The following is a 20,146-nucleotide window of genomic DNA, read 5'->3' on the forward strand; positions in this document are numbered from 1 at the left end:
CGTAAGGCCCATGGTGTGGTTTGGGCCGTGTTAGCGGTGTTGATCCCTGTCGTGCTGGTAACCGCCCTTTTGCTGAAAGAGGACAAGCAATCGGCCACCGCACCGGTGCAACTGGCCCCACCAGAAGCTTCTGCCTCTCAAGGGGAGGTGACGCGGTGAGCGTTAAGTACCAACCCGTCCAATGGAACCGGTTTAAGAACCGATACAACGCCGTCGTGCTGGCCATGGTGTTTGCCTATCTCGGCATCTTCCTTGGCTTTGGCAATGATCTGGCAGGTCATGCCCTGACCCCCGATGGGGCGATCCATACGGCGCGCGCCTTTGGCAGCTGCGCGTTCCTGATGCTGACGGTGATCCTGTGCATCGGGCCCTTGGCGCGGCTGGATCAGCGGTTTCTGCCACTGCTCTACAACCGTCGCCATTTTGGCGTGCTGACCTTTGTTGTGGCGATGACCCATGTGATGGCGGTCAGCAATTGGTACTTTGCATTCAGCCCAACACCGATGCTGGAGGCGATGCTGTCATCGAACACCAGCTATCGCCAATATCTGGGCTTCCCGTTTGAGGTGTTGGGGATGTTCACCCTGCTGTCCCTCGCAGCACTGGCTTTCACCAGCCATGATTTCTGGCTGAAGTTCCTGACCCCGCTGATTTGGAAGGCGATCCACTTCTCAATCTACCCGGCCTATGCTGCGCTGGTCGGGCATGTAGCCCTCGGCGCGCTGCAGGATGAGACGGATACCGCGTTTGCCATTGTGGTGGTGATCTGCGCCTTTACCGTTTGTGCGCTGCATGCACTTGCGGCGTTTGCTGAGGCGAAGCGCGGGGCACTGGCCGCCAATGGCGTGGCGGATTTCTCAACCTGGCAAATCGTCGGCGCACCGGCTGAGATCGCTGAGGGGGAGGCCAAGGTCGTACGCCTTACCAGTGGTGGTCGTGCCGCCATATTCCGGCATGAGGGGGCGTTTTCTGCCATTTCCAACGCCTGTGCGCACCAGAATGGGCCGTTGGGTGAGGGGCGTATCCTTAAAGGCTGCGTCACCTGTCCATGGCATGGGTTTCAGTACGATGTGCGCAATGGGCGGTCGCCGGCGCCGTTTACTGAGATGATCCCCACCTACAATCTGGCGCTTCATGACGGGCAACTCCTGATCGATCCAACGCCCAACCCGCCGGGCACACCGACCGAGGCCATTCCAGCGCCGGAGGTGGCATCATGAGCCGCCTGACCGATCCGCTGAAGCCGCCCGGGGAGAAAGATTTCTTCATCGGCTGGGCCCCAACGCCTGGCTACCTAAAGCGGTTTCTGGTCGTAATTGGTCTGCTGCTCGTCCTTGGCTTTACTGGCCTGGCGACGCTCATCGCTGCCACCAAGCCCGATCCCGGTCCTGGTCAGTTTCAGTTCGGTTGGGGGCGCCAAACCCTTGAGGGCGTGTTGGTCGCCGAACCCTATCCAACCCTGACCGTGGCGGTGGGCAGCGAGCGGGTTGCCGCCGGTGAAACCATCCTACTCGCCGGACCGGGTAAGCGCGGTGTGCAGGCACAGGCAACGCCGCTGGACGGCAGCTACGTGCGGGCCGAGGGCATTATGCTGAACCGGGGTGAGCTGCAGATGATGCAGGCGCGCGTTGGCCGCAATGGGCTTAAGGCCGCCGAGACGGATCAAGACATCGCACCGCCGGTGGAGACCGATTTGGGCACTTGGCGTCTAACTGGCGAGCTGTGTGACGGCAAATGCCTGTCCGGCGCCATGCGTCCGGGCACCGGCCTGTCCCACAAGGCCTGCGCCAATCTCTGCCTAGTTGGCGGTGCGCCGCCGGTCTTGGTGACGACAGAGCCGGTGGAAGGGTCTGGGTTCATGCTGGTTGGTGCGCCCGATGGCGGCCCGGTTGGTGATCGCCTTTACGATCTGACCGGTCGGCTGGCGACCATGGAGGGGCAGCTGAAGCGCCGGGGCAATATGCTGATCTTCCTCACTGACCTTGATCAAGCGAGCGTGGCGCCATGAGTGAGCAGCCCATTCTACCGTCATGGCGTTTGGTCCTGGCTGGGCTCGTCGGGTTTCTGATTGTGGCCAGCATTACCGTGCTGCTGCTTTACCTCTCTGAATTCTGGCAGTTCAGGCTATGGGGCCGGGAGGGGCTGTTCGGCCTCGAATGGCTTCGCCCCCAAGGCAACATTGTGGGTCGTGAACTAGGCCAGCTCTTGCGTGGCAGCGGATTTGGTGCCCTTGGTAATCTCGACATCCTGCTTTGGGTCATGGGCAGTTTCCTGGCCCTGACCTGGCTTGACCGCCTGTGGAAGCGGGTTGCCGGGTGGTTCGCCAAACCGGCGGATAAGGCCGAATAGGCGATCAGGTCACGCGGTTACTGGCCTTTAGCGTGCAGGCGGGCTAAAACCCGGGCCGCGGCCCCATCTTTTGGATTGAAGCACATGTCCATCCTTCACTTGCTTACTCGCCTCACCATCGCAGTGACCGTGCTGGTCACCTTCAGCGTAACCGCGCCACAAACCGCGAAGTCGGCAGAGTTTACCTTCTCCGTTCATCACTTCCTGAGTGCCCGGGCTCTGACCCACACCCAGATGATTGAGCCTTGGGCAAAGCGGATTGAGGAAGCCTCAAACGGCCGCATCAAGTTTGAGATTTATCCGGCCATGGCCCTGGGTGGTAAGCCGCCGGAGCTGTATCGCCAGGTGCGCGACGGTGTGGTGGACATTGCCTGGACCTTGCCGGGTTACACACCAGGGGTATTCCCACGGGTTGAGGTTTTTGAGCTGTCCGGCGTCCATGGCGGTTCTGCCCTCGCGACCAATATGGCCAGCCAATCCATGATGCCGATGATCGCTGATGACTTTGATGATCTGCATCCGCTGCTGGTCCATGTGCATAGCGGGAACGCCCTGCATCTGGCGTCCAAGCCCGTTGGCAGCCTCGCCGATGTGAAGGGTATGAAGATCCGCAGCCCATCGCGCACTGGCGCCTGGATGCTTGAGGCCTGGGGCGCGGAGCCCGTCGGCATGCCAGTGCCGGCCCTACCGCAAGCGCTGGCTAAGCAAACCGTCGATGGTGCGCTGGTCCCGTTTGAGGTGGCCATGCCGCTGAAGCTTGCTGAACTGACCGAGCATGGCACCGAGCTTGCCAATGGCCGTCGCTTTGGCACCTCGACCTTCCTGTTCGCCATGAACAAGGATGCGTATGAGAGCCTGCCAGCCGACCTTCAGGCGATTATTGATGAGCATTCGGGCGCTGAATTCGCCGCCGCCATGGGTAAGGCCTGGGATGCGGTAGAGCCGAAGGGCGTTGAACTGGCCCGTGAGAACGGCGTTGAGGTTATCACCCTGGATGATGCGCGCACGGCTGAATTTGATGCCTTGAACGCCGCGATCACCAAGCGTTGGCTCGATGATATGGCCGCGCGCGATCTAGATGGTCAGGCGCTCGTCGATGCTGCTAAGGCCGCCATTGCCGATCACACTGCCGAGCCGGATCAAGGTCACTAAGCCACCGTGGGTCAGCGCATCAGCCTTTTCCTCGATCGGTTGATCGCCGGCTGGGCCTTGGCTGGTGGTATGACCCTGCTGCTGATTGTTCTGATCACGGCGGTGAATGCTGGCGGATTTATTGCCGACCGTATCGCCGGGTTGTTCGGCGGCTCCGTGCCTGGCCTGCCGGGATATGAGGATGCCGTCACCATGTTGGTCGGTGTCGCCGTCCTTGCCCTCTTCCCCTACTGCCAGCGCCATGGTGGGCACATCACCGTGGATAGCTTTGCTGGTTTTTTGCCCGCCTGGTGGCCGCGTTTGATGGCGCCCCTGGCCGCCATTGCGACCAGCGTCGTGGCGTTGGGGCTGGCCGGGATGATGGTGCTGGGGCTGGGTGAGTTGCGCGCCGATGGTGCGTTGACGCCGGTGCTGGGCTGGGTCATCTGGCCATTCCTGATCCCGGGCATCTTCTCTTGCTTACTCTGGGCCATTGCCGCGCTGATGCCGCCTGCCGATGAGGAAGGGCAGACCGATGGGTGAGCGTGAGCTGATCGGCGTTGTCGCACTACTGGCCTTGTTCCTGATGATTGCCATCAGGATGCCGGTAGCACTTGCCATGTTGTTGATCGCGATTATCGGCACCTGGGTGTTAAGCCTGGTGGCACCGGTGGTGAAGTTCGTCCCCTATCTGCTGCAGTTTAAAACCGGCCTCTGGGGGCTGGTGGCCAACTATGATTTGTCGATCATTCCGCTGTTTATCCTGATGGGATATCTGGCGGGGGAAGCTGGGTTAAGCCGTGACCTGTTTCATGGCCTAAATGTGCTAACGGCCAGGCTTCGTGGTGGTGCTGCCTATGCCACCATTGCTGCTTGCGCTGGCTTTGGCGCGGTTAGTGGCTCCTCCGTTGCCACTGCAGGCACGATGAGCCAGGTGGCACTGCCGGAGCTTAAGCGCCTTAGCTACGATCAAGGTCTGGCGACAGGGGTGCTGGCTGCTGGTGGTACGCTGGGCATACTGATCCCGCCATCGGTGGCGTTAGTCGTCTATGCGATCGTGGTTGAGGCCTCGATCATCTCCATGTTTCGGGCGGCCTTGCTACCCGGTTTGATGGCTGTGCTGTTCTTTATGGGGGTTGTGTGGTGGCAGCTGCGTCGCCAATCAGCCCCAGCAGCTGGGCAGGCCCTTCCAACAGGGGAGGAATATCGGGCGGCCTTTCGTCGATTGCTGCCGGTCTCACTGATCTTTGGCGGTTTAATCTTGGGGCTTGGGCTTGGGCTATTCACCCCAACCCCGGCTGCTGCGATTGGAGTCTTTGTCGTCCTTGCCTTCGGTTTGTGGCGCGGTATGGGCCAGTCGACCGGTATTGCCTGGCCCGGTTTGCGCCGGGCTTTGCTGGCGACCGCTAAAACCACGGCAATGATCTTCTTCATCCTCTTCGCAGCCGATGTGCTGAAGGGGTTCTTTGCCCGAACCGGTCTGCCCCTGGCGTTAAGCAGCTGGGCCGCCAATGCCGGCATCGATCCTTATCTGCTGCTCTTCTCCATGCTGTTGCTGCTGATCCTGCTCGGCTGCTTTTTGGAATCACTGTCCATGATCTTGGTCGTGGTGCCGTTTCTCTGGCCGGTGTTGGTCAGCCTAAATGGTGGTGATTTCGTCAGCGCGGATCAGGCTGGCTTCGGTATGACCACGGATGAGCTAAAGATCTGGTTCGGCATCTTGGCCCTGGTGGTGGTTGAGCTGGGCTTGATCACACCACCGGTCGGCTTGAATGTCTTCGTGATTAAGGCGCAGGCGCCGCAAATCCCTATCGGCACAATCTTTACCGGTGTTTTGCCCTTTGTCCTGGTTGAGGTGTTGCGGGTCGGCCTGCTGCTGCTAATGCCCGGATTGGTGCTCTTGGTGCCCCGTCTTTTGGGGTAGGCCGTTTTGTGTTAAATATTTCACACCTGAATATTTGAATGATTTGCAGCCCATAATTTATTGATGCAAAAATAGAGGTCGATCTTATTTTTCACGATATTTTTTGCGTTAATTAAAATAATAAGATTAGCCTTATATTAGAGAAGTATTTTTATTTATCATGCCCTCGGAGAGCAGGATTTCACAAAGCCATGTTCCGATTTCTTGATTTAGGGGCTGTCCTGAGCTTCCCGCCCAGGTTTTCGGGGAAAAACTGATCGCTACCAGCTGTTGCTACCTGGTGCCCCTTTGATCGGCCCGCGCAGGTTTTTGGTGACCCAACCAGCGTAAAACCCGCCCGGTTGCGGGGTTACCTGCTCATCACCAATGAATGCGGCATCGACCCGGCTTGCATAGAAGGCGATATGGCCGCCGATTTTCTCATAGCCCTGGTTCAGATCATCAATGGGGTCTGGGTAGGTGAAGGCGGCTTCTGCGCTGTGCTGACCGTCCAGCTCCAGGTCGTAATAGAGGCAAGCGCCCTTCCACTCGCAGACGCTGACCTTGCCATCGATCAGCTTTAGCGCTGCCATCTGCACATCCTCTGGTGGGAACAGATAGACGGGTGCACCAGCGGTTTCACGCATGCGGTGGCCGCTGGTTGTTTCAGCAATAACCTGGCCCGCGAAAACCACCTTCAGTGTGCTCGCAACGTCCTCCAGTCTCGGTGGGCGCGGGAAATCCCAGACACTCTCTTCACCCTCGCCGACGGGTTCCGGTGTCACCCCTGGTGGTGGTCCCGGCGGCCAGTTGCGGTGTTGGGCCAAATACTGGGTGAGGGCTTGTTTGTCGGGTAACTCAGTCATGCCCTGATAGGTAGGGCACAACCCGGCCAAAGCTAGTTGCCGTTAACTCATCAGAATTGGATAGAGGCAGGCCATCAGGGTCAGCGCAGCGGTAATATTGAAGATGCGTAAGCGCCGTGGGTTGGTCAAAAACCGCTTCATCTGCGTGCCCAGCACGGCCCAGGTCGTGATGCTAGGCAAGTTGACGATGGAGAAGATAACCGCAACCAGGGCGATGCCCAGGAACCCACTCTCTTGCGGTGCATAGGCGGTGATCGCCGTGATTGCCATGCCGAGTGCCTTTGGGTTCACCCATTGGAAGGCGGCCGCCTGCAGGAAGGTGAGCGGCTTACCTTCAGCGCCTGCCGTGTCTTCGCTATCGGAGATTGGCTTTGCATTCGCAATCTTCCAAGCCAGGTAAGTGAGGTAGCAGGCGCTTAACACTTGTAGCACGGTGTAGCTTGCTGGAACGGCTTCAAACAGCTGCATCAGGCCCGCACCAACACCCAGCACCATCACGCCAAAACCAATGGAAATGCCCAGCATATGGGGCACAGTCCGGCGCAGGCCGAAATTGGTACCTGAGGCCAACAACATGAGGTTGTTGGGCCCCGGGGTTATGGAGCTAACGAAGGCGAAGGCCGCCAAAGCGATGACTACATCCATGGTCATATCCAGACCGTTCCTTGTTCAAAACGCAACACAAGGTTACGCGAAAAAACCTGGAAAATGGTTGCAAATATCAGTGTCAAAACCTGCAGTTCTGCAATAAAATGCGGTAATAATGGTTTGTGTTCGATTATAATTGCGCAACTGCGGATTTTGAGAAAGGCCTGGCCATGCACATCACTTTTGCCGCCAGCATGTGCGCCCTCGACCCGGTCAGTGGGGCGATGCATTCCGTGCGCGCCATCCTCGAAACCCTGCAGGCGAATGGTTGCACGGCGACCTCGTACACCGCTTCGGTATTTGATGCGAAGCGCGATGTATCCTTTGCTCAAGCCTTTGGCCCAGAGGCGGGTAGTGATGCCGCCGCTGGCAAGATCGTGTCGATCCAACGCAACGGCGTGAACCACTACATATACCGGACGCAGCGCAGTCGGGGCCGGTACTTCACCGACGCCGAACAGCAAGCGATGATTGAGCGTTGGCGCGACTTCCTTGCGACCAATAAGCCGGACCTGATCTTGAGCTTCAGCAGGAGCAATCTGGCCAAGAGCATGCGTAAGATGGCGGCCGATGCCGGGGCGAAGGTGGTGCTCTACCTCGGCAATGCGGAGGTTGATGATGAGGCGATGTTCGCGCCGGGATACTCAGCAATCTGCCCGTCGGCGTTTCTGGCCGAACACTACCGCAAGACATATGGGCTTGAGACGGCGGTCATTAACCCGATCATCGCCCCAGAGCATCAGCGTGAGAGCCATCTGGCCAAGCTAGACGTCGGCTCTAGGCAGGCCTTGGGCTTTGTCACCTTGATCAACCCCATGCCGCATAAGGGGCTGGCCCTATTCGCCAAGCTTGCCGCCAGGGCGGCAGCAGAGCGGCCGGATGTTCGCTTCCTGGTGATTGAGGGGCGAATGCCACGCAGTACCTTGCAGGCGCGTGGGTTGGATTTGGGGGCATGGCCAAATGTTTGGTTAATTCCAGAGCAGCAGGATATGGGCGCGGTCTATGCCCGCACTGCGATGTTGTTGATGCCCTCTTACTGGGCCGAGGGTTTTGGCCGCACGGTGGTTGAGGCCCATTTGTCCGGCGTGCCGGTTTTGGCCAGTGATCGCGGGGGCCTGCCCGAGGCGCTTGGCGGCGTCCCGCCTTTGCCGGCGCCGCCCAGCTGTCTTGAGGATTTCAATCGGTTTCCAACACCCGATGAGCTTGAGCCCTGGTGGGATCGGATGGTGTCCCTCTGGGATGATGCGCAGGCCTATGACCAGGCCGTAACGCAAGCCCACCAAGCAGCCGAGCAGTTTTACCCGGATGCTACCAAGCAGCGCCTGTTGGACTGGTTCGCAAAACAGCAGGGCACCCCATCATGAAGGCCGATGATCGCAGTGCGGCAGGGTTGGATAAGATCGATCAGAAGATATTGGCCGAGCTCTCCAACGATGGCCGGATTAGCAATGCCGAGCTGGCCAATCGGGTCTCGCTCTCCCCCTCTGCCTGCCTAAGGCGGGTTCAGGCGTTGGAGGAGAGTGGCATCATTCTGGGCTACCGGGCGGTGCTGGATCGCACCAAGCTGGGCGGGGATTTTCTGGCCTATGTGGCGGTGCGGCTATCCAGCCATAACAAGGACAGCCAGGCGAATTTTGAGCAACAGATGGCTGACGAACCCGCCGTCCTCGAATGCCATAACGTGACCGGCACAATCGAATACCTGCTGCGGGTCGAGGTCTCAGACCTTAAAGCCTACAAGCAGTTTCATACTGAGGTGCTGGGCACGGTGCAGGGGGTTGCAGGTATTACTAGCTACATCGTGATGGGCTCACCAATCGATAAGCGAGGTTAGTGGCTAGATTGCTGCTGTCGCTGGTTATTGATCAGCGCTCGAACCTGCTCTGCAAAGCGGTCGAAGGAAACGCGCTCGGCTGCGTTGCTGGTGAGTAGCTCACCAGCGACGGAAAGGTCGGGGATGAAGCTGATGGTACGATAATCAAGGCGATAGGCTGAGGCTGGTAGGTCCTGCTTATCCATGCCGGCCAGCACTGCCGTTGTGCCAAAGATGAAGTAGCCTGGCGATAAGCCGGGAGAGAGCGCTGGCAGGATCGCATCGATACTGAATGTCTGATCAGCTTCCTTAGCCATCTTTGGTGATCCTTGTCGCCCGGTGCCCTGGGTCGGTGTTAGCATCCACCCAACTACCCGTTTGCCGTGATGGAGGCAGAATAAGCCATGACCAAGATTACCCTGGAGTTGGATGAGGAGGATTATGAAGACCTCGTCGCCGCTGCCAAAGTGGCTGAGCGCAGCATCGAGGACTTCATCTCAGAGGAAATGATCTCCATTGCTGATCTGATCAACACCCATGGCAACCTGACCACCGTAACCCTCGCCCGTCACCGCCAGGCTAAGAATGCTGCGTTTTTTGAGCAGTTTTCTGCCGCTGAGGGCAAGGATGACCAGGTCGAACAATGGGCCATGCGGCAAAAGGAAAAGAAGTCTTAGAACCGGGCTTATTTCGGTCTGAAATTACCCAAAACGCAGCTATCTCGAAATAAACCACTCAAGGCTTTGGGTTTTGGTGCTTTTCCGATAGGCTTAACACAACAAGGAAAGTGACGGTCGTGGGGGCCGTTCGTTTTGGGGTGTTGAGGGTGTGTGGCTAAAGACAAAAAGCCAGATGAAATAGTCGGAACCAGTTTTCCACGTCCAGGTATTTCGGACGGGCAATCTGCCTCTCTCGATTACGAGGCAAGCGCCGTTGACGTGGAGGTTAAAACTGCGAGCGAAGGCGTAACCTTCGAGAAGTTGGAGAAGTCCAAGCACGACCGGCTCAACTTCAGCTCTGGCGATCCCGAAATTGATAACTACCTGAAAAAGAACGCCCGCCAATCAATGGCCCGTGGCGACAGCCTTACCATGGTTGCCGTTGCCCATGATCCTAACCGTATGAAGGCTGAGATACTTGGCTACGTAACCGTATTACCCGTTACCTACCGTGAGGGTACAGGCCCCGCCGAACGCCTGGGCGTTGAGGGGCGCGATGCAAACGCCTTGCTGATCGGCAAGGTTGGTGTGGATGAGAAGCATCAGGGCAAGGGCCTGGGCACCGCCATGATGGCATCTGCCCTGTCCCGTGCTGCTGCCATTCAGGGGCTCGACGGCGTTTCGATTGATCCGAAGCATAATAAAGACCATCTGCGCTCGATGTATGAGCATGTCGGCTTTGAGAGTGCCGCCGATACCGGTGCTGAGGGCGGTGTAACGATGACGATGAAGGCGGAGGCGATTGAGCCAGCGCTCGATCGTATTGCGGCCAAGTCGAATGTGATGAATTTCGAAGGTTGGCGCGAACGCCTTGCCGAGCGGAAAGCCGCTAAAGATGCTGGCATCTCCGGTCCATCGGTTGCCCAAGGTTTGGCCGCAGAGGTTGTCAAACCGAAGATGTAACATATTTGTGCTGGCGATTAGGGTCAGGATCATGTCATGACCCGCGACAGTTAAGAGTGACAGGGCAAGGAAAGCCCCGGACAGATGGTCAAACGGATAGTTCTAATTCTAGACGATGAGGATGCAGCTTCCATGGATGAAGCGGCCCGTCTGGCTGACCGCTCCCCAGAAGATTTTGCCAAAGAAGAGTTGCTAGACCTTGCCCGCAGAATTCAGCAGGCAGGTACGACGGATGCTGTTGAATTGGCCCGACACCGTGAGGCTGATCGCGCCCGCACCCTGGGCCAGTTCCTGGCGGCAGGTGACGGTGACCAAGCCTTGCGCGACTGGGGCCGTAACCGTCGTGCACAGGGGCAGACTGATGGCACCGGACCGCAGGGCGGTCGAATTCGCGGCCAACGCCCGCGGTTGGTCGCTGGCCAAGAGGGTGGGCCGCCGCCGCGCTCGCCTAACCGCACAAGGGCTGGTCCAGGGGCACCAGGCAAGCGTCCTGGCGGCTGATATTCGTTTTATTAGTCAGGTTTAATTCGGTATATCCCGAAATGTGGCTTGCTCGGCCTTATATTTCGGGATATACCGAAATATAGATGGATAAGGTCTATAAAGCACTAGCACACCCAGTGAGACGGGAGATTCTCAAGCTCTTGAGGGGCGGTGATCTCTCAGCGGGTGAATTGGCAGCGCGGTTTGAATTGTCAGCTTCGACGATGTCAGGGCATTTCGCGCAGCTAAGGGATGCCAACCTAATCAGTGTTGATCGACAGGGCACGACCCTGATTTATCGCGTTAATCTGTCGGTGCTGGAGGAGTCAATGTCCGCCCTCATGGCGTTGTTCAGCCTGAACGACCCATCAGGAAAATAAGAATAGGAGGTGGACCAATGGGCAAACTGAAATCGGGTCTTTTGATCAATATCGCTATTTTGGCCCTAATGGCGGGCTTCAGCATCTATCTCATCGCGGTTTTGCCGGCAGACACGGCTGTTCCCATTCATTGGAATATTGAAGGCCAGGTGGATGGATATGCCAGCCCTCTGTTTGCCTTCCTGGTGTGCCCGTCGCGGTCATTCTAACCTCTCTCCTGATTATGGTTATTCCCAAGTTTGAGAAGCGGAAGGAGCATTTGGCGCAGTCCTTTGGCCTGCTCCAGGTAACCTGGGTGGCTTCATCGCTGCTATTGGCCGTTATCCATGTTGGGATCGGTCTACTCGCACTTGGTTTTGCGGTTCCGATGATGAAGCTGATCTTCTGCTCAATGGGGTTGTTGTTTGCCGTTATTGGCAACTTGTTTGGCAAAGCGCGTAGCAACCATCACCTGGGTTTCAGAACCCCGTGGACCCTTTCTAGTGACGCCGTATGGGACAAAACCCATCGCTTGGCCGGTCGCCTCTGGGTTGCTGGAGGTATCGCTGTCGCGTTGATCGGCTTGATGTCGCAGGGCCTGATTTCAACGATCGCAATGATTGTGATTATCGTTTTAGTCAGCATCATACCGCTGGTCGCTTCCTACGCTTTTTGGAAACGAGAGCAAGCCAACAATGCGGGCAGCTCTGCAGGGTAAGCGGTGATGTCAGACGATGCTGAAGTAACCAACTCGTTCAGATACTCACCAGACGAAAATGTGGTTGAGGTCAGCTTCTATATTGAGCCTGCCTCAGAGGATTTGTCTGGCAGCCACTCGGTTGAAGTGGTGGAGCCGGGTGAGGATTACTACGGCATACCTTTTGAGGCGTTGAAGCAGGCCAAAAACGGTGTTCTGACCGTCGCCCCGGACAAGCGCAGCGCCAGGATATCCAGCGTCTTTAAAGGGCGTGGGGGCTAGGTTGTCGCCCGCGCGGCCCAATCAGCGGAATAGCATGATCGGGACGAGGCAAGAGCGGATCATCTCACTGGTCGTTGAGCCGATAAGCATGTTGCGAATGCGGGAATGGCCGTAAGCGCCCATCACCACCATGTCGAACTCTTGCTCTTCCACGACACGGCCAATGGTCTTCTCCGCGACACCGGGCATGATCTCGCCGGTGGTTTTATGGCCGCCAGCCTCAAGCAGTGCCTTGGCATCGGCTAGGCGCTGTTGGTTTTCGGCATTGTCCGAACCAATGATCAAGACATGGCATTCCAGGCCCTCAAACAGGCGGGAACGTGCCATGTGGTCTGCGGCCTTCATCGCACTGCGTCCACCATCATAGGCGAGCAGAACCCGATTAATCGGCTTAAACGCGCGAGAGGCAACGAAGACGGGACGGTCGCTATGCCGGGCAATGCGCTCAAGGTTTGAGCCCAGATGTAGGGTCGCGAAATCGGCAGCTTCACCCCGCTTACCGATCACCAGCATATCGGCGTTCTCTTCAATCTCGGTCACCGCCTCGACCACGTCTTCGATCCGCAGTTTGGTGGTCACATTCTCGATGCCCGCCTTCTCCAGCAGGGCCTTCGCATCGTCCAGGATGGCCCGGCCATGAACCTGGGCCAGGCGAGACCGCCGCTCATCCAGATCCGCCAACTCTTCCAGCAGCGCGGTGCGGGCGCCAAGGGCAATGGTCCCGCTTAAATCGCTGGGTGGGGAGGCAAGCTTACGGCGATCGATAACATGGACCAGCTCAACCGTGTCGCCGGTGCGCTCAGCGATCCAGGCGGCATGATCACAGACGCTTGGTGAGTAGACGGAGCCATCAACAAAGACGACGAGCTGCTGCGGATCAGCCATTTTTGGTTCTGCTTCATTCATGAGTGGGCGTCCCTAGGGGCGGTGCCTTATCCGGCGCGCCTTTTGTTAATGGCTTAGCAGTTGGTCCATGGCACCAGGCTTATCATGAATGCCCAGCTTGTCGACGATGGTTTCACTCGCGGCGTTCATACCCACCAGATCAACCTGGGCGCCATCACGACGGAACTTCAAGACAATCATATCAAGCGCGGCAACCGATGAAATATCCCAGATATGGGCCTGGCTGACATCAATCGTGACCTGCTCCAGCGCCTCCTTAAAGTCGAAGGAGGCGGTGAAATCATCGGCGGAGGCAAAGAATACCTGCCCCTCAACCACATAGGTCCGATGCTTGCCGTCGGCGGACAGGGTTGAGGTGACCCGCATGATCTGCGCGATCTTCCAGGCGAAAAATAGACCGGATAGCAGGACACCGATTAGCACGCCGATGGCTAGGTTATGGGTAAACACAACGCCGATCACGGTCGCGACCATCACGATGGAGGAGGAGCGCGGGTGGGTGCGCAGATCCTTAATCGATGACCAGCTGAAAGTACCGACGGAGACCATGATCATAATGGCCACGAGCGCCGGCATGGGGATTTGGCCGACCAAATCACCGAGTACGACGATCATGAACAACAGCAGGACGCCAGCCGCGAAACAGGAGAGGCGGCCACGGCCCCCGGATTTCACATTGATCATCGATTGGCCGATCATGGCACAACCCGCCATCCCGCCGATAAAGCCAGTGGCGGTGTTGGCCAGGCCCTGGCCGATGCATTCTTGGTTCTTATCGCTGTTGGTATCGGTCAGGTCATCGACCAAGTTCTGGGTCATCAAGCTCTCAAGCAGGCCCACCGCCGCGACCGCTGCCGAGTAAGGCAGGATAATCATCAGCGTTTCAAAGGTCAGCGGAATGTCGGGGATCAAGAAGACCGGCAGGGTTGAGGGCAGCTCACCCATATCGGCGACATTGCGTACATCCAGCCCGAGATAAAGCGTCAGGGCGGTTAGCACGATGATACAGACCAAGGGCGATGGCACTGCCTTGGTGATGTAGGGGAATAGGTAAATGATCGCCAAACCAGCCGCGACCATACCGTAGGTCAGGACCGGCGCATCAAGCAGTGATGGGTTCAACTCTGGCAGTTGCGCCATGAAGATCAGGATGGCCAGCGCGTTCACAAAACCTGTCATGACCGAGCGGGAGACGAAGCGCATCACCATGCCCAGTTTCAACAGGCCCGCCCCAATCTGCAGCAAGCCAGCCAACACCGTCGCGGCCAGCAGATACTCCAGCCCATGTTCCTTAACCAAGGTCACCATGAGGACCGCGGTCGCGGCGGTGGCGGCGGAAATCATACCCGGGCGGCCACCGGCAATGGCGGTGATCACAGCAATGGAGAAGGAGGCATAGAGGCCAACCTTCGGGTCAACGCCGGCAATGATGGAGAAGGCAATAGCCTCCGGGATCAGGGCTAGGGCAACAACAAGGCCAGCCAGCAGGTCACGGCGAATATTGCCCACCCACTGGTCGCGGTAGGTCGTGAAGAAATCCATGGCGGAAACGGCCACTCTTTATCGAAACGGAATTATGGGAAGCCGCCGTAAAACAGCGATTGCTAAAGGTCTTACAGTGTTGCACTGCAAAATCCTAGGGGCAAAAGCTTGGCGCAAAACTCAGAGTCAGCAAGTGGTTTGCACTGCTTGGCATCTAATTGCGCCAAGTATATTTCGGGATATGCCGAAATAATGCTTGTTCCTAAATCTATTTCGGGATATACCGAAATATAGATGGACAAGGTATACAAAGCGCTGGCTCACCCCGTTAGGCGGGAGATTCTCAAGCTATTGAGGGAGGGAGACCTGTCCGCTGGTGACTTGGCTGCACGCTTTGAGTTGTCGGCATCGACCATGTCAGGGCATTTCGCTCAGCTCAAAGATGCCAACCTGATCAATGTTGATCGAAAGGGCACCACGCTGATCTACCGGGTGAACCTGTCGGTGCTTGAGGAATCCATGTCTGCGCTGATGGCATTTTTCAATCTGAACGAACCATCAGAAGAACAACAATAAGAGGTGGAAAAATGGGCAAGTGGAAACTCGGTCTTTGGATCAACCTAGTTATTCTCGTCTCAATGGTGGGCTTCAGTATTTACCTAATCTCGGTATTGCCAGCCGACACGGCCGTTCCCATCCACTGGAACGCCCTAGGTGAGGTGGATGGCTATGCTAGTCCCTTGTTCAGTTTTCTGGTCATGCCGGTCGTCGTCATTCTGACTTCCGCGCTTATCCTGATTATTCCAACGCTCGAGAAACGCAAAGAGAACCTCGCCCAGTCTTTTGGGTTGCTGCAGGTAACATGGGTGGCGACCACAACCTTGCTAGCCGTCATCCATTTTGGCCTCGGGCTAATAGCAATGGGCGTTGCAGTGCCGATGATGAAATTGGTGTTCTGCTCAGTTGGGCTGTTGTTTGCCGTTGTCGGGAACTTGTTTGGTAAAGCCCGCAGTAATCATCATCTAGGCTTTAGGACGCCTTGGACGCTCTCGAGCGATGCGGTTTGGGATAAGACTCACCGGCTTGCTGGCCGCTTATGGGTTGCTGGTGGTTTGCTTGTCGCTGCGATTGGTCTGACGGTTCAGGGTATTGTTCCCACCATTATCATGATCCTGATCATGACTGTGGTCAGTGTGGTGCCTCTGGTTGCCTCCTATCTCTACTCGAAGAGAGAGCAATCCGGTGCCAACGCTTGAGCTGTAGCTCGGCCTAACTGGCAATCTCGCCATCGACGATGCGGATGATCCGGTCCGCCGCCTCGGCAAAGTCGGGTTCATGGGTGACGGCGATGACGGTGCGGCCCTCCTCATCAACGATCCGTCTTAGGATGTTTCGGACCGTCTCGCTTGATGCGGTGTCGAGATTACCGGTTGGTTCATCGGCCAGGATGATTGGCGCTTCATTGGCTAGGGCGCGGGCGATGGCAACCCGCTGCCGCTGGCCACCGGACATCTGTCCGGGCCGCTTATGGATGTGGTCGGCCAGATCCAAATCGGTTAGCAGGTTGGTGGCCCGGGCCTCAATCTCCCCATGATCGGTCAGGCGCCCCAGGCGCTGCATTGGCAGCATCACATTCTCTAGCGCTGAGAATTCTGGCAGCAGGAAGTGGAACTGGAAGACAAAGCCCAGCTTCTCCAACCGGATATGGGCAAGGCGGCTGGGTGCCAGACCCGCCACATCATGTCCTTCCAGATAGAGGTGTCCGCTGGTCGGCATATCGAGCAGGCCGAGGAGGTAGAGAAGTGAAGATTTGCCGGAACCTGACGGGCCCATAATCGCAACAAACTCACCCGCCTTGATGTCGAGATCGGCATACTTAACCAGGGTGGCTGGTACTTCGCCATCGATGATCCGGGTGATGCCACGGGCCGAGAGTAGCGGTGGTGAGGGCTCGGCTTCCAGCTCGACCGGTTTGGTAATGACCTCACTCATAACCCACCTCGCAGGATATCAACCGGGTGCACCTGTGCGGCTTTACGCGCGGGCAGGAAAGCGGCGAACAACGCGGCCAGCATGGCAAATGATGCGGCAATGGCGAATTGCGGCCAGCTCCAATCCAGGGGCAGGTTAATCGGGTCGGTGGCGCCAGGTGGATTAATCTCAACCTGCCCAAGGGCCAGCATGAAGAGGCAGCCAAGCGGGATGCCGATCATATTGCCGATGGCGCCCAGGATCAGGCCCTGGATAAGGAAGACCGAGCGGATGTCACCCGCACGAAAGCCCATGGATTTCAGGATCGCGATATCGCGATGCTTCTCCAGCACAACGGTGGAGATGACATTATAGATGCCAAATGCAGCCACGATCAGCACGGCGCTCACCACCGTGTACATGATGATGTTGCGAACCACGAAGGTGCTTAGAATATCTTCTGAGGACTCCTGCCAGGATACTGATTTGTAGCCGTATTCGGCCTCGATCTGGCTTGCCAAGGATAGTGCCTCATTCGGATCGTCCATCTTCACGATCACGCTGTTCGCCCGGTTTGGTCGGTCGAGCAGGGCCTGCACCCGTTTAAGGTCGGCAAAGACCTGCTGCTCGTCATAGCTTGCCCGGCCCGTGCGGAACACGCCGACGATCTTGAAGGTCTTAAGCTCACCCGTGGTGGTGGCAACGGTCACATTCTCACCGATTGAGAGGGCAAGCTTGTGCAGTAATTCTGCCCCCACGATTAGGCCATCCGGGTTGATAATCAGCTCTTCAATACCGCCATCAATCATGTAGTCCTGGATCGTTGTGACCGTCGTCACATCTTCCGGATGCATGCCGTTGAGGGTGATCGACACATCGCGCCCGGCAAAGCTGATCAGAGCCTGGCCGAGGAGGACCGAGGCCGCCTCGACGCTTTCTTGGCCATTCAGGAAATCAACCATCCGCTCATGATGGCGAATGCCGCGGATCTCAAATTGCGGCTTCACGCTATGCACTTGGATCACCGCATCCGGGTAGCGGGTTTCCACCGGTTGCGGGTGCGGATTGCGAAACTCATCAGAGACAGAGATATGGGGAGAGTTGTCGATCAGCCGTTTGACGAAGTCGTTCTCCGACCCCTGCATCAGGGAGGCGATGGCGAGGAAGAAGGCAACGCCCAACACGATCCCGGCGAGCGACACCAAGCTCTGGCGTTTGCGGTCCAGAAGCTGACGCAGTGCAATGCGCAGTAGCAGTTTCATGAGCCGAGCCACTCACTCACTGGCACCCGGGCCAGGTTGCGTAGGCGCCAGTCTCGGCGCGCAGCTTGGCCATCGCTCCAGTCGGTGCTCGGGTTGGTAACAACTTCATCACCATCTTGCAGACCGCTAAGGATCTCCACATGGCTACTGGAGCGGGTACCGGTTGTGACCGCGACGGATTGAAGTCGATCATCACTATCGAGGACCCAGACCTGGCCATCGATAACGGCACTACGGGGCGCTAGAATTGCGCTTGGCTCCTCCCTCAAGACGACATTGGTCTCCACCGTCATGCCGATCATTAACGGGGTATCGGGCTCAAGCTCCACCCGGACACGGAAGCTGCGGGCGGTGGCATCACCCATGGGGGTGATGGACTGGACCTTGCCGTCGAAGACCTGACCGGGAAAAGCATCGGCGCGGATTAGGGTCTGCTGGCCGGCGGTGACCTGCGGGATGTCCTCTTCATCGACCTCAGCTGAGATGCGCAACGGTGCGCAGCAGGTAAACCAGAATACCGCTTGGCCGGAATTGATCATCTCACCAACCTCACCGTCGCGGCGGATGATCTGGCCATCATTGGGGGCGGTCAGTTTGAGTTCGGCAACATCGCTTTCCGCCCGTTCAATCGCCGCCTTAGTCGCGCGCAGCTCAGCAAGGGCGGCATCGTAGTTGGCTCGGTTGAACGCCGCGCTGTTACGGATACTGTTCTGTCGGTCATAGGCCTGCTGGGCCAGCTCACCCTGGGCGCGCAGCTCACTTAAAACCGCACGCATATCACTGTCGTCCAGCTGGGCCAGGATTTGCCCAGCTTCAACCGCTGCGCCCTCATCAACCCGCAGGTCGAGCAGCCGGGCAGTTCGCCGGGCCGAGATTGGCAACATGATGGTCGGCTCCACCGTGCCGGTGGCATAGACCGCCTCAATCGCCTGACCGGTGGTAATGGTCGCCGTCTCCACCAAGGGCATTTCGCGCAGGCTGATCAGCGCGATGCCAAAGCCCACGACGGCCAAAACAATAACAAAGATACCCAGACGCTTCGCCATGCTCTTACCCGGTGTTTCGATCCCGATCCGGCAATTCGGATGATTTGACCCTAGCACGAAACACCCGCCAACAATCCTGCGTTGGATCAAGATTTGATCCGGTTCTGACCGCATGGGCGGCACTGCCGATCAGGCGCTAAATGGTCATCGGATCAATAATCCGGTATGATTTGCGCCTAGTTGGGGGCGGGAGCATTAATGGAAGCACCATTTCGCTACGATACTGGCGAAGACCAGGTTGAGGTCAGCCTTTATAGTGAGCCACCGGATGAGGCACTTTCCGGCCGCCATGACGTTGAGGTTGTTAAGCCCGGCGAGGATTATTACGGCGTATCCTTCGATCAGTTGAAGGAGGCCCGGCGTGGTGTCTTATCCATCGATGAAGAGCGGCGGTCCGCTAGTATCTCGATGGTCTTCGCTGGCCGGCGAACTCCAGATGCCCGCACTGTCCTTTCACCCATGCGGCGCTGATCGCCGATGGCTGTTGAGTTCGACCAATCCGCGACTGAGAAATACACCGGCAAGGTAAATTCCGCGTTTGCCGCCATCCATCCCAAGATCCGGCAAGCCATGGCCAATGACGGATGGGAGTTTAAGGCGGCAGGCCAGTTCCCATACATCACCGACGATTATAAGGAGATGTTCCCCGGCACCCGAATGACCGATGTCGGCGTCAGGGTTCAAGAGTGGGAATTTGTGCGCGGTGTTACGGTTGGGGCGAATTCAGATTTCAGCCCCACAAAGTCTGTTCTGCTTCAAGAAATGGTCGTCAGTCAGAGGACCGGTCAGCGGCGGGAAGCGCCAAATCCGGGCGGTGTTGTCCGGCATGAGGTGGGCCATGTCATCGACCATCTCGGTGATCGGCTGTCATTAAGCGAAGCATTTGATAAAGCGTACCAACAGGATATGGCCGACCATCCTGATGCCGAGGGGCTGAAAAAGGCGTTTGGCGACTTCATCGGTGATAGCCGGTATCACAAGAAAGAACGGTTCGCAGAGCTTATGGGCTCGGCGATTGGTAGCGGCAAGGAGACGGGCGGTGTAAAGGGAACCGACCTGGCCGAGGAATTGCCTAAAACCTTTGAGCTATCCCGGAAGGTCGCAAAAAATCTCGAACTGGGGCTCGCTGCGGATCACGGCATTGAACGGGGCAAGCAACTTGAGGCGGCCGATCGCGGCTTGGATGGCGTTGACTACAACGGCCCCGGCGACGGGATTGTCGTTGACCTCGATGGCTGGCGTGCCAAACGGGCCGCAGAGGCCAGCATCGCGCCGGATAAACCACCCGAGCCAGATTCCCGCCTCCCGAAACTGGGTGGGCGTTGA

27 protein-coding genes are annotated in these 20,146 nt (G+C 57.6%); 19 read left to right on the plus strand and 8 right to left on the minus strand.

From position 1 onward, the window contains the following. Nucleotides 1-155 precede the first annotated feature (155 nt). The 6 genes from KI792_09645 to KI792_09670 all read left to right on the plus strand — a co-directional run bounded on the left by KI792_09645 (nucleotide 156) and on the right by KI792_09670 (nucleotide 5,404). Nucleotides 156-1,220 (plus strand): ferric reductase-like transmembrane domain-containing protein, encoded by a 1,065-nt coding sequence (locus tag KI792_09645; GenBank protein MBV6633274.1) that lies wholly within the window; start codon nucleotides 156-158, stop codon nucleotides 1,218-1,220. 101 nt (nucleotides 1,221-1,321) lie between these two features. Continuing rightward, nucleotides 1,322-2,008, plus strand: a complete 687-nt coding sequence (locus tag KI792_09650) for a hypothetical protein (protein ID MBV6633275.1) — start codon at nucleotides 1,322-1,324, stop codon at nucleotides 2,006-2,008. 56 nt (nucleotides 2,009-2,064) lie between these two features. Then, nucleotides 2,065-2,349 (plus strand): hypothetical protein, encoded by a 285-nt coding sequence (locus KI792_09655; GenBank protein MBV6633276.1) that lies wholly within the window; start codon nucleotides 2,065-2,067, stop codon nucleotides 2,347-2,349. A gap of 84 nt (nucleotides 2,350-2,433) precedes the next feature. Then, nucleotides 2,434-3,501 (plus strand): TRAP transporter substrate-binding protein, encoded by a 1,068-nt coding sequence (locus KI792_09660; GenBank protein MBV6633277.1) that lies wholly within the window; start codon nucleotides 2,434-2,436, stop codon nucleotides 3,499-3,501. A 69-nt stretch (nucleotides 3,502-3,570) separates the two neighbouring features. Then, nucleotides 3,571-4,023: a TRAP transporter small permease subunit gene (locus KI792_09665; protein ID MBV6633278.1), complete on the plus strand. Its 453-nt coding sequence runs from the start codon at nucleotides 3,571-3,573 to the stop codon at nucleotides 4,021-4,023. After that, nucleotides 4,016-5,404, plus strand: coding sequence for a TRAP transporter large permease subunit (locus tag KI792_09670; protein ID MBV6633279.1), 1,389 nt, complete (start codon nucleotides 4,016-4,018; stop codon nucleotides 5,402-5,404). Before KI792_09665 ends, KI792_09670 begins: the two co-directional genes overlap by 8 nt. Before the next feature lie 260 nt (nucleotides 5,405-5,664). Here the strand turns inward: KI792_09670 and KI792_09675 are convergent, their stop codons facing one another. Both KI792_09675 and KI792_09680 read right to left on the minus strand, forming a co-directional pair. Further along, entirely contained in the window at nucleotides 5,665-6,249 is a 585-nt protein-coding gene (locus KI792_09675) for a DUF427 domain-containing protein (protein MBV6633280.1), read from the minus strand. 42 nt (nucleotides 6,250-6,291) lie between these two features. Continuing rightward, nucleotides 6,292-6,900 carry a LysE family translocator gene (locus KI792_09680; GenBank protein MBV6633281.1) on the minus strand — a complete coding sequence of 203 codons (609 nt, stop codon included), beginning with the start codon at nucleotides 6,898-6,900 and terminating at the stop codon, nucleotides 6,292-6,294. A 167-nt stretch (nucleotides 6,901-7,067) separates the two neighbouring features. On the opposite strand from KI792_09680, the gene KI792_09685 reads away from it, so the two are divergent. Together KI792_09685 and KI792_09690 are read left to right on the plus strand one after the other, a co-directional pair. Then, on the plus strand, nucleotides 7,068-8,261 hold the full coding sequence (locus KI792_09685) for a glycosyltransferase (GenBank protein ID MBV6633282.1): 1,194 nt from the start codon (nucleotides 7,068-7,070) through the stop codon (nucleotides 8,259-8,261). Then, nucleotides 8,258-8,731: an Lrp/AsnC family transcriptional regulator gene (locus KI792_09690; GenBank protein ID MBV6633283.1), complete on the plus strand. Its 474-nt coding sequence runs from the start codon at nucleotides 8,258-8,260 to the stop codon at nucleotides 8,729-8,731. The genes KI792_09685 and KI792_09690 overlap by 4 nt, the downstream gene beginning before the upstream one ends. Here KI792_09690 and KI792_09695 read toward each other — a convergent pair. Next, nucleotides 8,728-9,027 carry a hypothetical protein gene (locus tag KI792_09695; GenBank protein MBV6633284.1) on the minus strand — a complete coding sequence of 100 codons (300 nt, stop codon included), beginning with the start codon at nucleotides 9,025-9,027 and terminating at the stop codon, nucleotides 8,728-8,730. The two genes, KI792_09690 and KI792_09695, sit on opposite strands and share 4 nt — an antisense overlap. A gap of 87 nt (nucleotides 9,028-9,114) precedes the next feature. Between KI792_09695 and KI792_09700 the strand changes: the two genes are divergently transcribed. The 7 genes from KI792_09700 to KI792_09730 all read left to right on the plus strand — a co-directional run bounded on the left by KI792_09700 (nucleotide 9,115) and on the right by KI792_09730 (nucleotide 12,153). Further along, the gene (locus KI792_09700; protein MBV6633285.1) at nucleotides 9,115-9,387 is read left to right on the plus strand and encodes a hypothetical protein; all 273 of its coding nucleotides are present in this window, start codon (nucleotides 9,115-9,117) and stop codon (nucleotides 9,385-9,387) included. 153 nt (nucleotides 9,388-9,540) lie between these two features. After that, nucleotides 9,541-10,332, plus strand: a complete 792-nt coding sequence (locus KI792_09705) for a GNAT family N-acetyltransferase (protein ID MBV6633286.1) — start codon at nucleotides 9,541-9,543, stop codon at nucleotides 10,330-10,332. Nucleotides 10,333-10,416: 84 nt separating this feature from the next. Further along, nucleotides 10,417-10,833, plus strand: a complete 417-nt coding sequence (locus KI792_09710) for a hypothetical protein (GenBank protein MBV6633287.1) — start codon at nucleotides 10,417-10,419, stop codon at nucleotides 10,831-10,833. A gap of 86 nt (nucleotides 10,834-10,919) precedes the next feature. Then, complete coding sequence (locus KI792_09715; GenBank protein MBV6633288.1) at nucleotides 10,920-11,195, plus strand: winged helix-turn-helix transcriptional regulator; 276 nt, start codon at nucleotides 10,920-10,922, stop codon at nucleotides 11,193-11,195. 17 nt (nucleotides 11,196-11,212) lie between these two features. Beyond that, the gene (locus tag KI792_09720; protein MBV6633289.1) at nucleotides 11,213-11,404 is read left to right on the plus strand and encodes a DUF1648 domain-containing protein; all 192 of its coding nucleotides are present in this window, start codon (nucleotides 11,213-11,215) and stop codon (nucleotides 11,402-11,404) included. Nucleotides 11,405-11,418: 14 nt separating this feature from the next. Beyond that, nucleotides 11,419-11,892 (plus strand): SdpI family protein, encoded by a 474-nt coding sequence (locus tag KI792_09725; protein ID MBV6633290.1) that lies wholly within the window; start codon nucleotides 11,419-11,421, stop codon nucleotides 11,890-11,892. A 6-nt stretch (nucleotides 11,893-11,898) separates the two neighbouring features. Then, complete coding sequence (locus tag KI792_09730; protein MBV6633291.1) at nucleotides 11,899-12,153, plus strand: hypothetical protein; 255 nt, start codon at nucleotides 11,899-11,901, stop codon at nucleotides 12,151-12,153. 21 nt (nucleotides 12,154-12,174) lie between these two features. Here the strand turns inward: KI792_09730 and KI792_09735 are convergent, their stop codons facing one another. Both KI792_09735 and KI792_09740 read right to left on the minus strand, forming a co-directional pair. Beyond that, nucleotides 12,175-13,038, minus strand: a complete 864-nt coding sequence (locus KI792_09735) for a universal stress protein (protein MBV6633292.1) — start codon at nucleotides 13,036-13,038, stop codon at nucleotides 12,175-12,177. Nucleotides 13,039-13,104: 66 nt separating this feature from the next. Then, a complete protein-coding gene (locus KI792_09740; GenBank protein MBV6633293.1) occupies nucleotides 13,105-14,601 on the minus strand; it encodes a SulP family inorganic anion transporter in 1,497 nt (498 codons plus the stop codon). Between the two features lie 234 nt (nucleotides 14,602-14,835). Between KI792_09740 and KI792_09745 the strand changes: the two genes are divergently transcribed. Together KI792_09745 and KI792_09750 are read left to right on the plus strand one after the other, a co-directional pair. Continuing rightward, nucleotides 14,836-15,117 carry a winged helix-turn-helix transcriptional regulator gene (locus tag KI792_09745; protein ID MBV6633294.1) on the plus strand — a complete coding sequence of 94 codons (282 nt, stop codon included), beginning with the start codon at nucleotides 14,836-14,838 and terminating at the stop codon, nucleotides 15,115-15,117. Nucleotides 15,118-15,128: 11 nt separating this feature from the next. Further along, entirely contained in the window at nucleotides 15,129-15,797 is a 669-nt protein-coding gene (locus tag KI792_09750; GenBank protein MBV6633295.1) for an SdpI family protein, read from the plus strand. A 13-nt stretch (nucleotides 15,798-15,810) separates the two neighbouring features. Here KI792_09750 and KI792_09755 read toward each other — a convergent pair whose 3' ends face one another. The 3 genes from KI792_09755 to KI792_09765 are packed head-to-tail and all read right to left on the minus strand — an operon-like array spanning nucleotide 15,811 to nucleotide 18,820. Further along, the gene (locus tag KI792_09755) at nucleotides 15,811-16,533 is read right to left on the minus strand and encodes an ABC transporter ATP-binding protein (GenBank protein MBV6633296.1); all 723 of its coding nucleotides are present in this window, start codon (nucleotides 16,531-16,533) and stop codon (nucleotides 15,811-15,813) included. Then, the gene (locus KI792_09760; protein ID MBV6633297.1) at nucleotides 16,530-17,774 is read right to left on the minus strand and encodes an ABC transporter permease; all 1,245 of its coding nucleotides are present in this window, start codon (nucleotides 17,772-17,774) and stop codon (nucleotides 16,530-16,532) included. Before KI792_09760 ends, KI792_09755 begins: the two co-directional genes overlap by 4 nt. Then, nucleotides 17,771-18,820 (minus strand): efflux RND transporter periplasmic adaptor subunit, encoded by a 1,050-nt coding sequence (locus KI792_09765; GenBank protein ID MBV6633298.1) that lies wholly within the window; start codon nucleotides 18,818-18,820, stop codon nucleotides 17,771-17,773. Before KI792_09765 ends, KI792_09760 begins: the two co-directional genes overlap by 4 nt. Nucleotides 18,821-19,018: 198 nt before the next feature. Between KI792_09765 and KI792_09770 the strand changes: the two genes are divergently transcribed. Together KI792_09770 and KI792_09775 are read left to right on the plus strand one after the other, a co-directional pair. Further along, nucleotides 19,019-19,291, plus strand: a complete 273-nt coding sequence (locus tag KI792_09770) for a hypothetical protein (GenBank protein ID MBV6633299.1) — start codon at nucleotides 19,019-19,021, stop codon at nucleotides 19,289-19,291. Nucleotides 19,292-19,297: 6 nt separating this feature from the next. Next, complete coding sequence (locus KI792_09775; GenBank protein ID MBV6633300.1) at nucleotides 19,298-20,146, plus strand: hypothetical protein; 849 nt, start codon at nucleotides 19,298-19,300, stop codon at nucleotides 20,144-20,146.

This window comes from Alphaproteobacteria bacterium SS10 (assembly GCA_019192455.1).
In the GTDB taxonomy this organism is placed as follows: domain Bacteria; phylum Pseudomonadota; class Alphaproteobacteria; order TMED2; family TMED2; genus TMED2.

Bases quoted from the DNA above. Each gene is read 5' to 3' on its own strand.
- KI792_09660 (MBV6633277.1), top strand. From the start codon at position 2,434: ATGTCCATCCTTCACTTGCTTACTCGCCTCACCATCGCAGTGACCGTG.
- KI792_09665 (MBV6633278.1), top strand. From the start codon at position 3,571: ATGACCCTGCTGCTGATTGTTCTGATCACGGCGGTGAATGCTGGCGGA.
- KI792_09670 (MBV6633279.1), top strand. From the start codon at position 4,016: ATGGGTGAGCGTGAGCTGATCGGCGTTGTCGCACTACTGGCCTTGTTC.
- KI792_09675 (MBV6633280.1), bottom strand. From the start codon at position 6,249: ATGACTGAGTTACCCGACAAACAAGCCCTCACCCAGTATTTGGCCCAA.
- KI792_09680 (MBV6633281.1), bottom strand. From the start codon at position 6,900: ATGACCATGGATGTAGTCATCGCTTTGGCGGCCTTCGCCTTCGTTAGC.
- KI792_09685 (MBV6633282.1), top strand. From the start codon at position 7,068: ATGCACATCACTTTTGCCGCCAGCATGTGCGCCCTCGACCCGGTCAGT.
- KI792_09690 (MBV6633283.1), top strand. From the start codon at position 8,258: ATGAAGGCCGATGATCGCAGTGCGGCAGGGTTGGATAAGATCGATCAG.
- KI792_09695 (MBV6633284.1), bottom strand. From the start codon at position 9,027: ATGGCTAAGGAAGCTGATCAGACATTCAGTATCGATGCGATCCTGCCA.
- KI792_09700 (MBV6633285.1), top strand. From the start codon at position 9,115: ATGACCAAGATTACCCTGGAGTTGGATGAGGAGGATTATGAAGACCTC.
- KI792_09710 (MBV6633287.1), top strand. From the start codon at position 10,417: ATGGTCAAACGGATAGTTCTAATTCTAGACGATGAGGATGCAGCTTCC.
- KI792_09715 (MBV6633288.1), top strand. From the start codon at position 10,920: ATGGATAAGGTCTATAAAGCACTAGCACACCCAGTGAGACGGGAGATT.
- KI792_09720 (MBV6633289.1), top strand. From the start codon at position 11,213: ATGGGCAAACTGAAATCGGGTCTTTTGATCAATATCGCTATTTTGGCC.
- KI792_09725 (MBV6633290.1), top strand. From the start codon at position 11,419: ATGGTTATTCCCAAGTTTGAGAAGCGGAAGGAGCATTTGGCGCAGTCC.
- KI792_09730 (MBV6633291.1), top strand. From the start codon at position 11,899: ATGTCAGACGATGCTGAAGTAACCAACTCGTTCAGATACTCACCAGAC.
- KI792_09735 (MBV6633292.1), bottom strand. From the start codon at position 13,038: ATGGCTGATCCGCAGCAGCTCGTCGTCTTTGTTGATGGCTCCGTCTAC.
- KI792_09740 (MBV6633293.1), bottom strand. From the start codon at position 14,601: ATGGATTTCTTCACGACCTACCGCGACCAGTGGGTGGGCAATATTCGC.
- KI792_09745 (MBV6633294.1), top strand. From the start codon at position 14,836: ATGGACAAGGTATACAAAGCGCTGGCTCACCCCGTTAGGCGGGAGATT.
- KI792_09750 (MBV6633295.1), top strand. From the start codon at position 15,129: ATGGGCAAGTGGAAACTCGGTCTTTGGATCAACCTAGTTATTCTCGTC.
- KI792_09755 (MBV6633296.1), bottom strand. From the start codon at position 16,533: ATGAGTGAGGTCATTACCAAACCGGTCGAGCTGGAAGCCGAGCCCTCA.
- KI792_09760 (MBV6633297.1), bottom strand. From the start codon at position 17,774: ATGAAACTGCTACTGCGCATTGCACTGCGTCAGCTTCTGGACCGCAAA.
- KI792_09765 (MBV6633298.1), bottom strand. From the start codon at position 18,820: ATGGCGAAGCGTCTGGGTATCTTTGTTATTGTTTTGGCCGTCGTGGGC.
- KI792_09770 (MBV6633299.1), top strand. From the start codon at position 19,019: ATGGAAGCACCATTTCGCTACGATACTGGCGAAGACCAGGTTGAGGTC.
- KI792_09775 (MBV6633300.1), top strand. From the start codon at position 19,298: ATGGCTGTTGAGTTCGACCAATCCGCGACTGAGAAATACACCGGCAAG.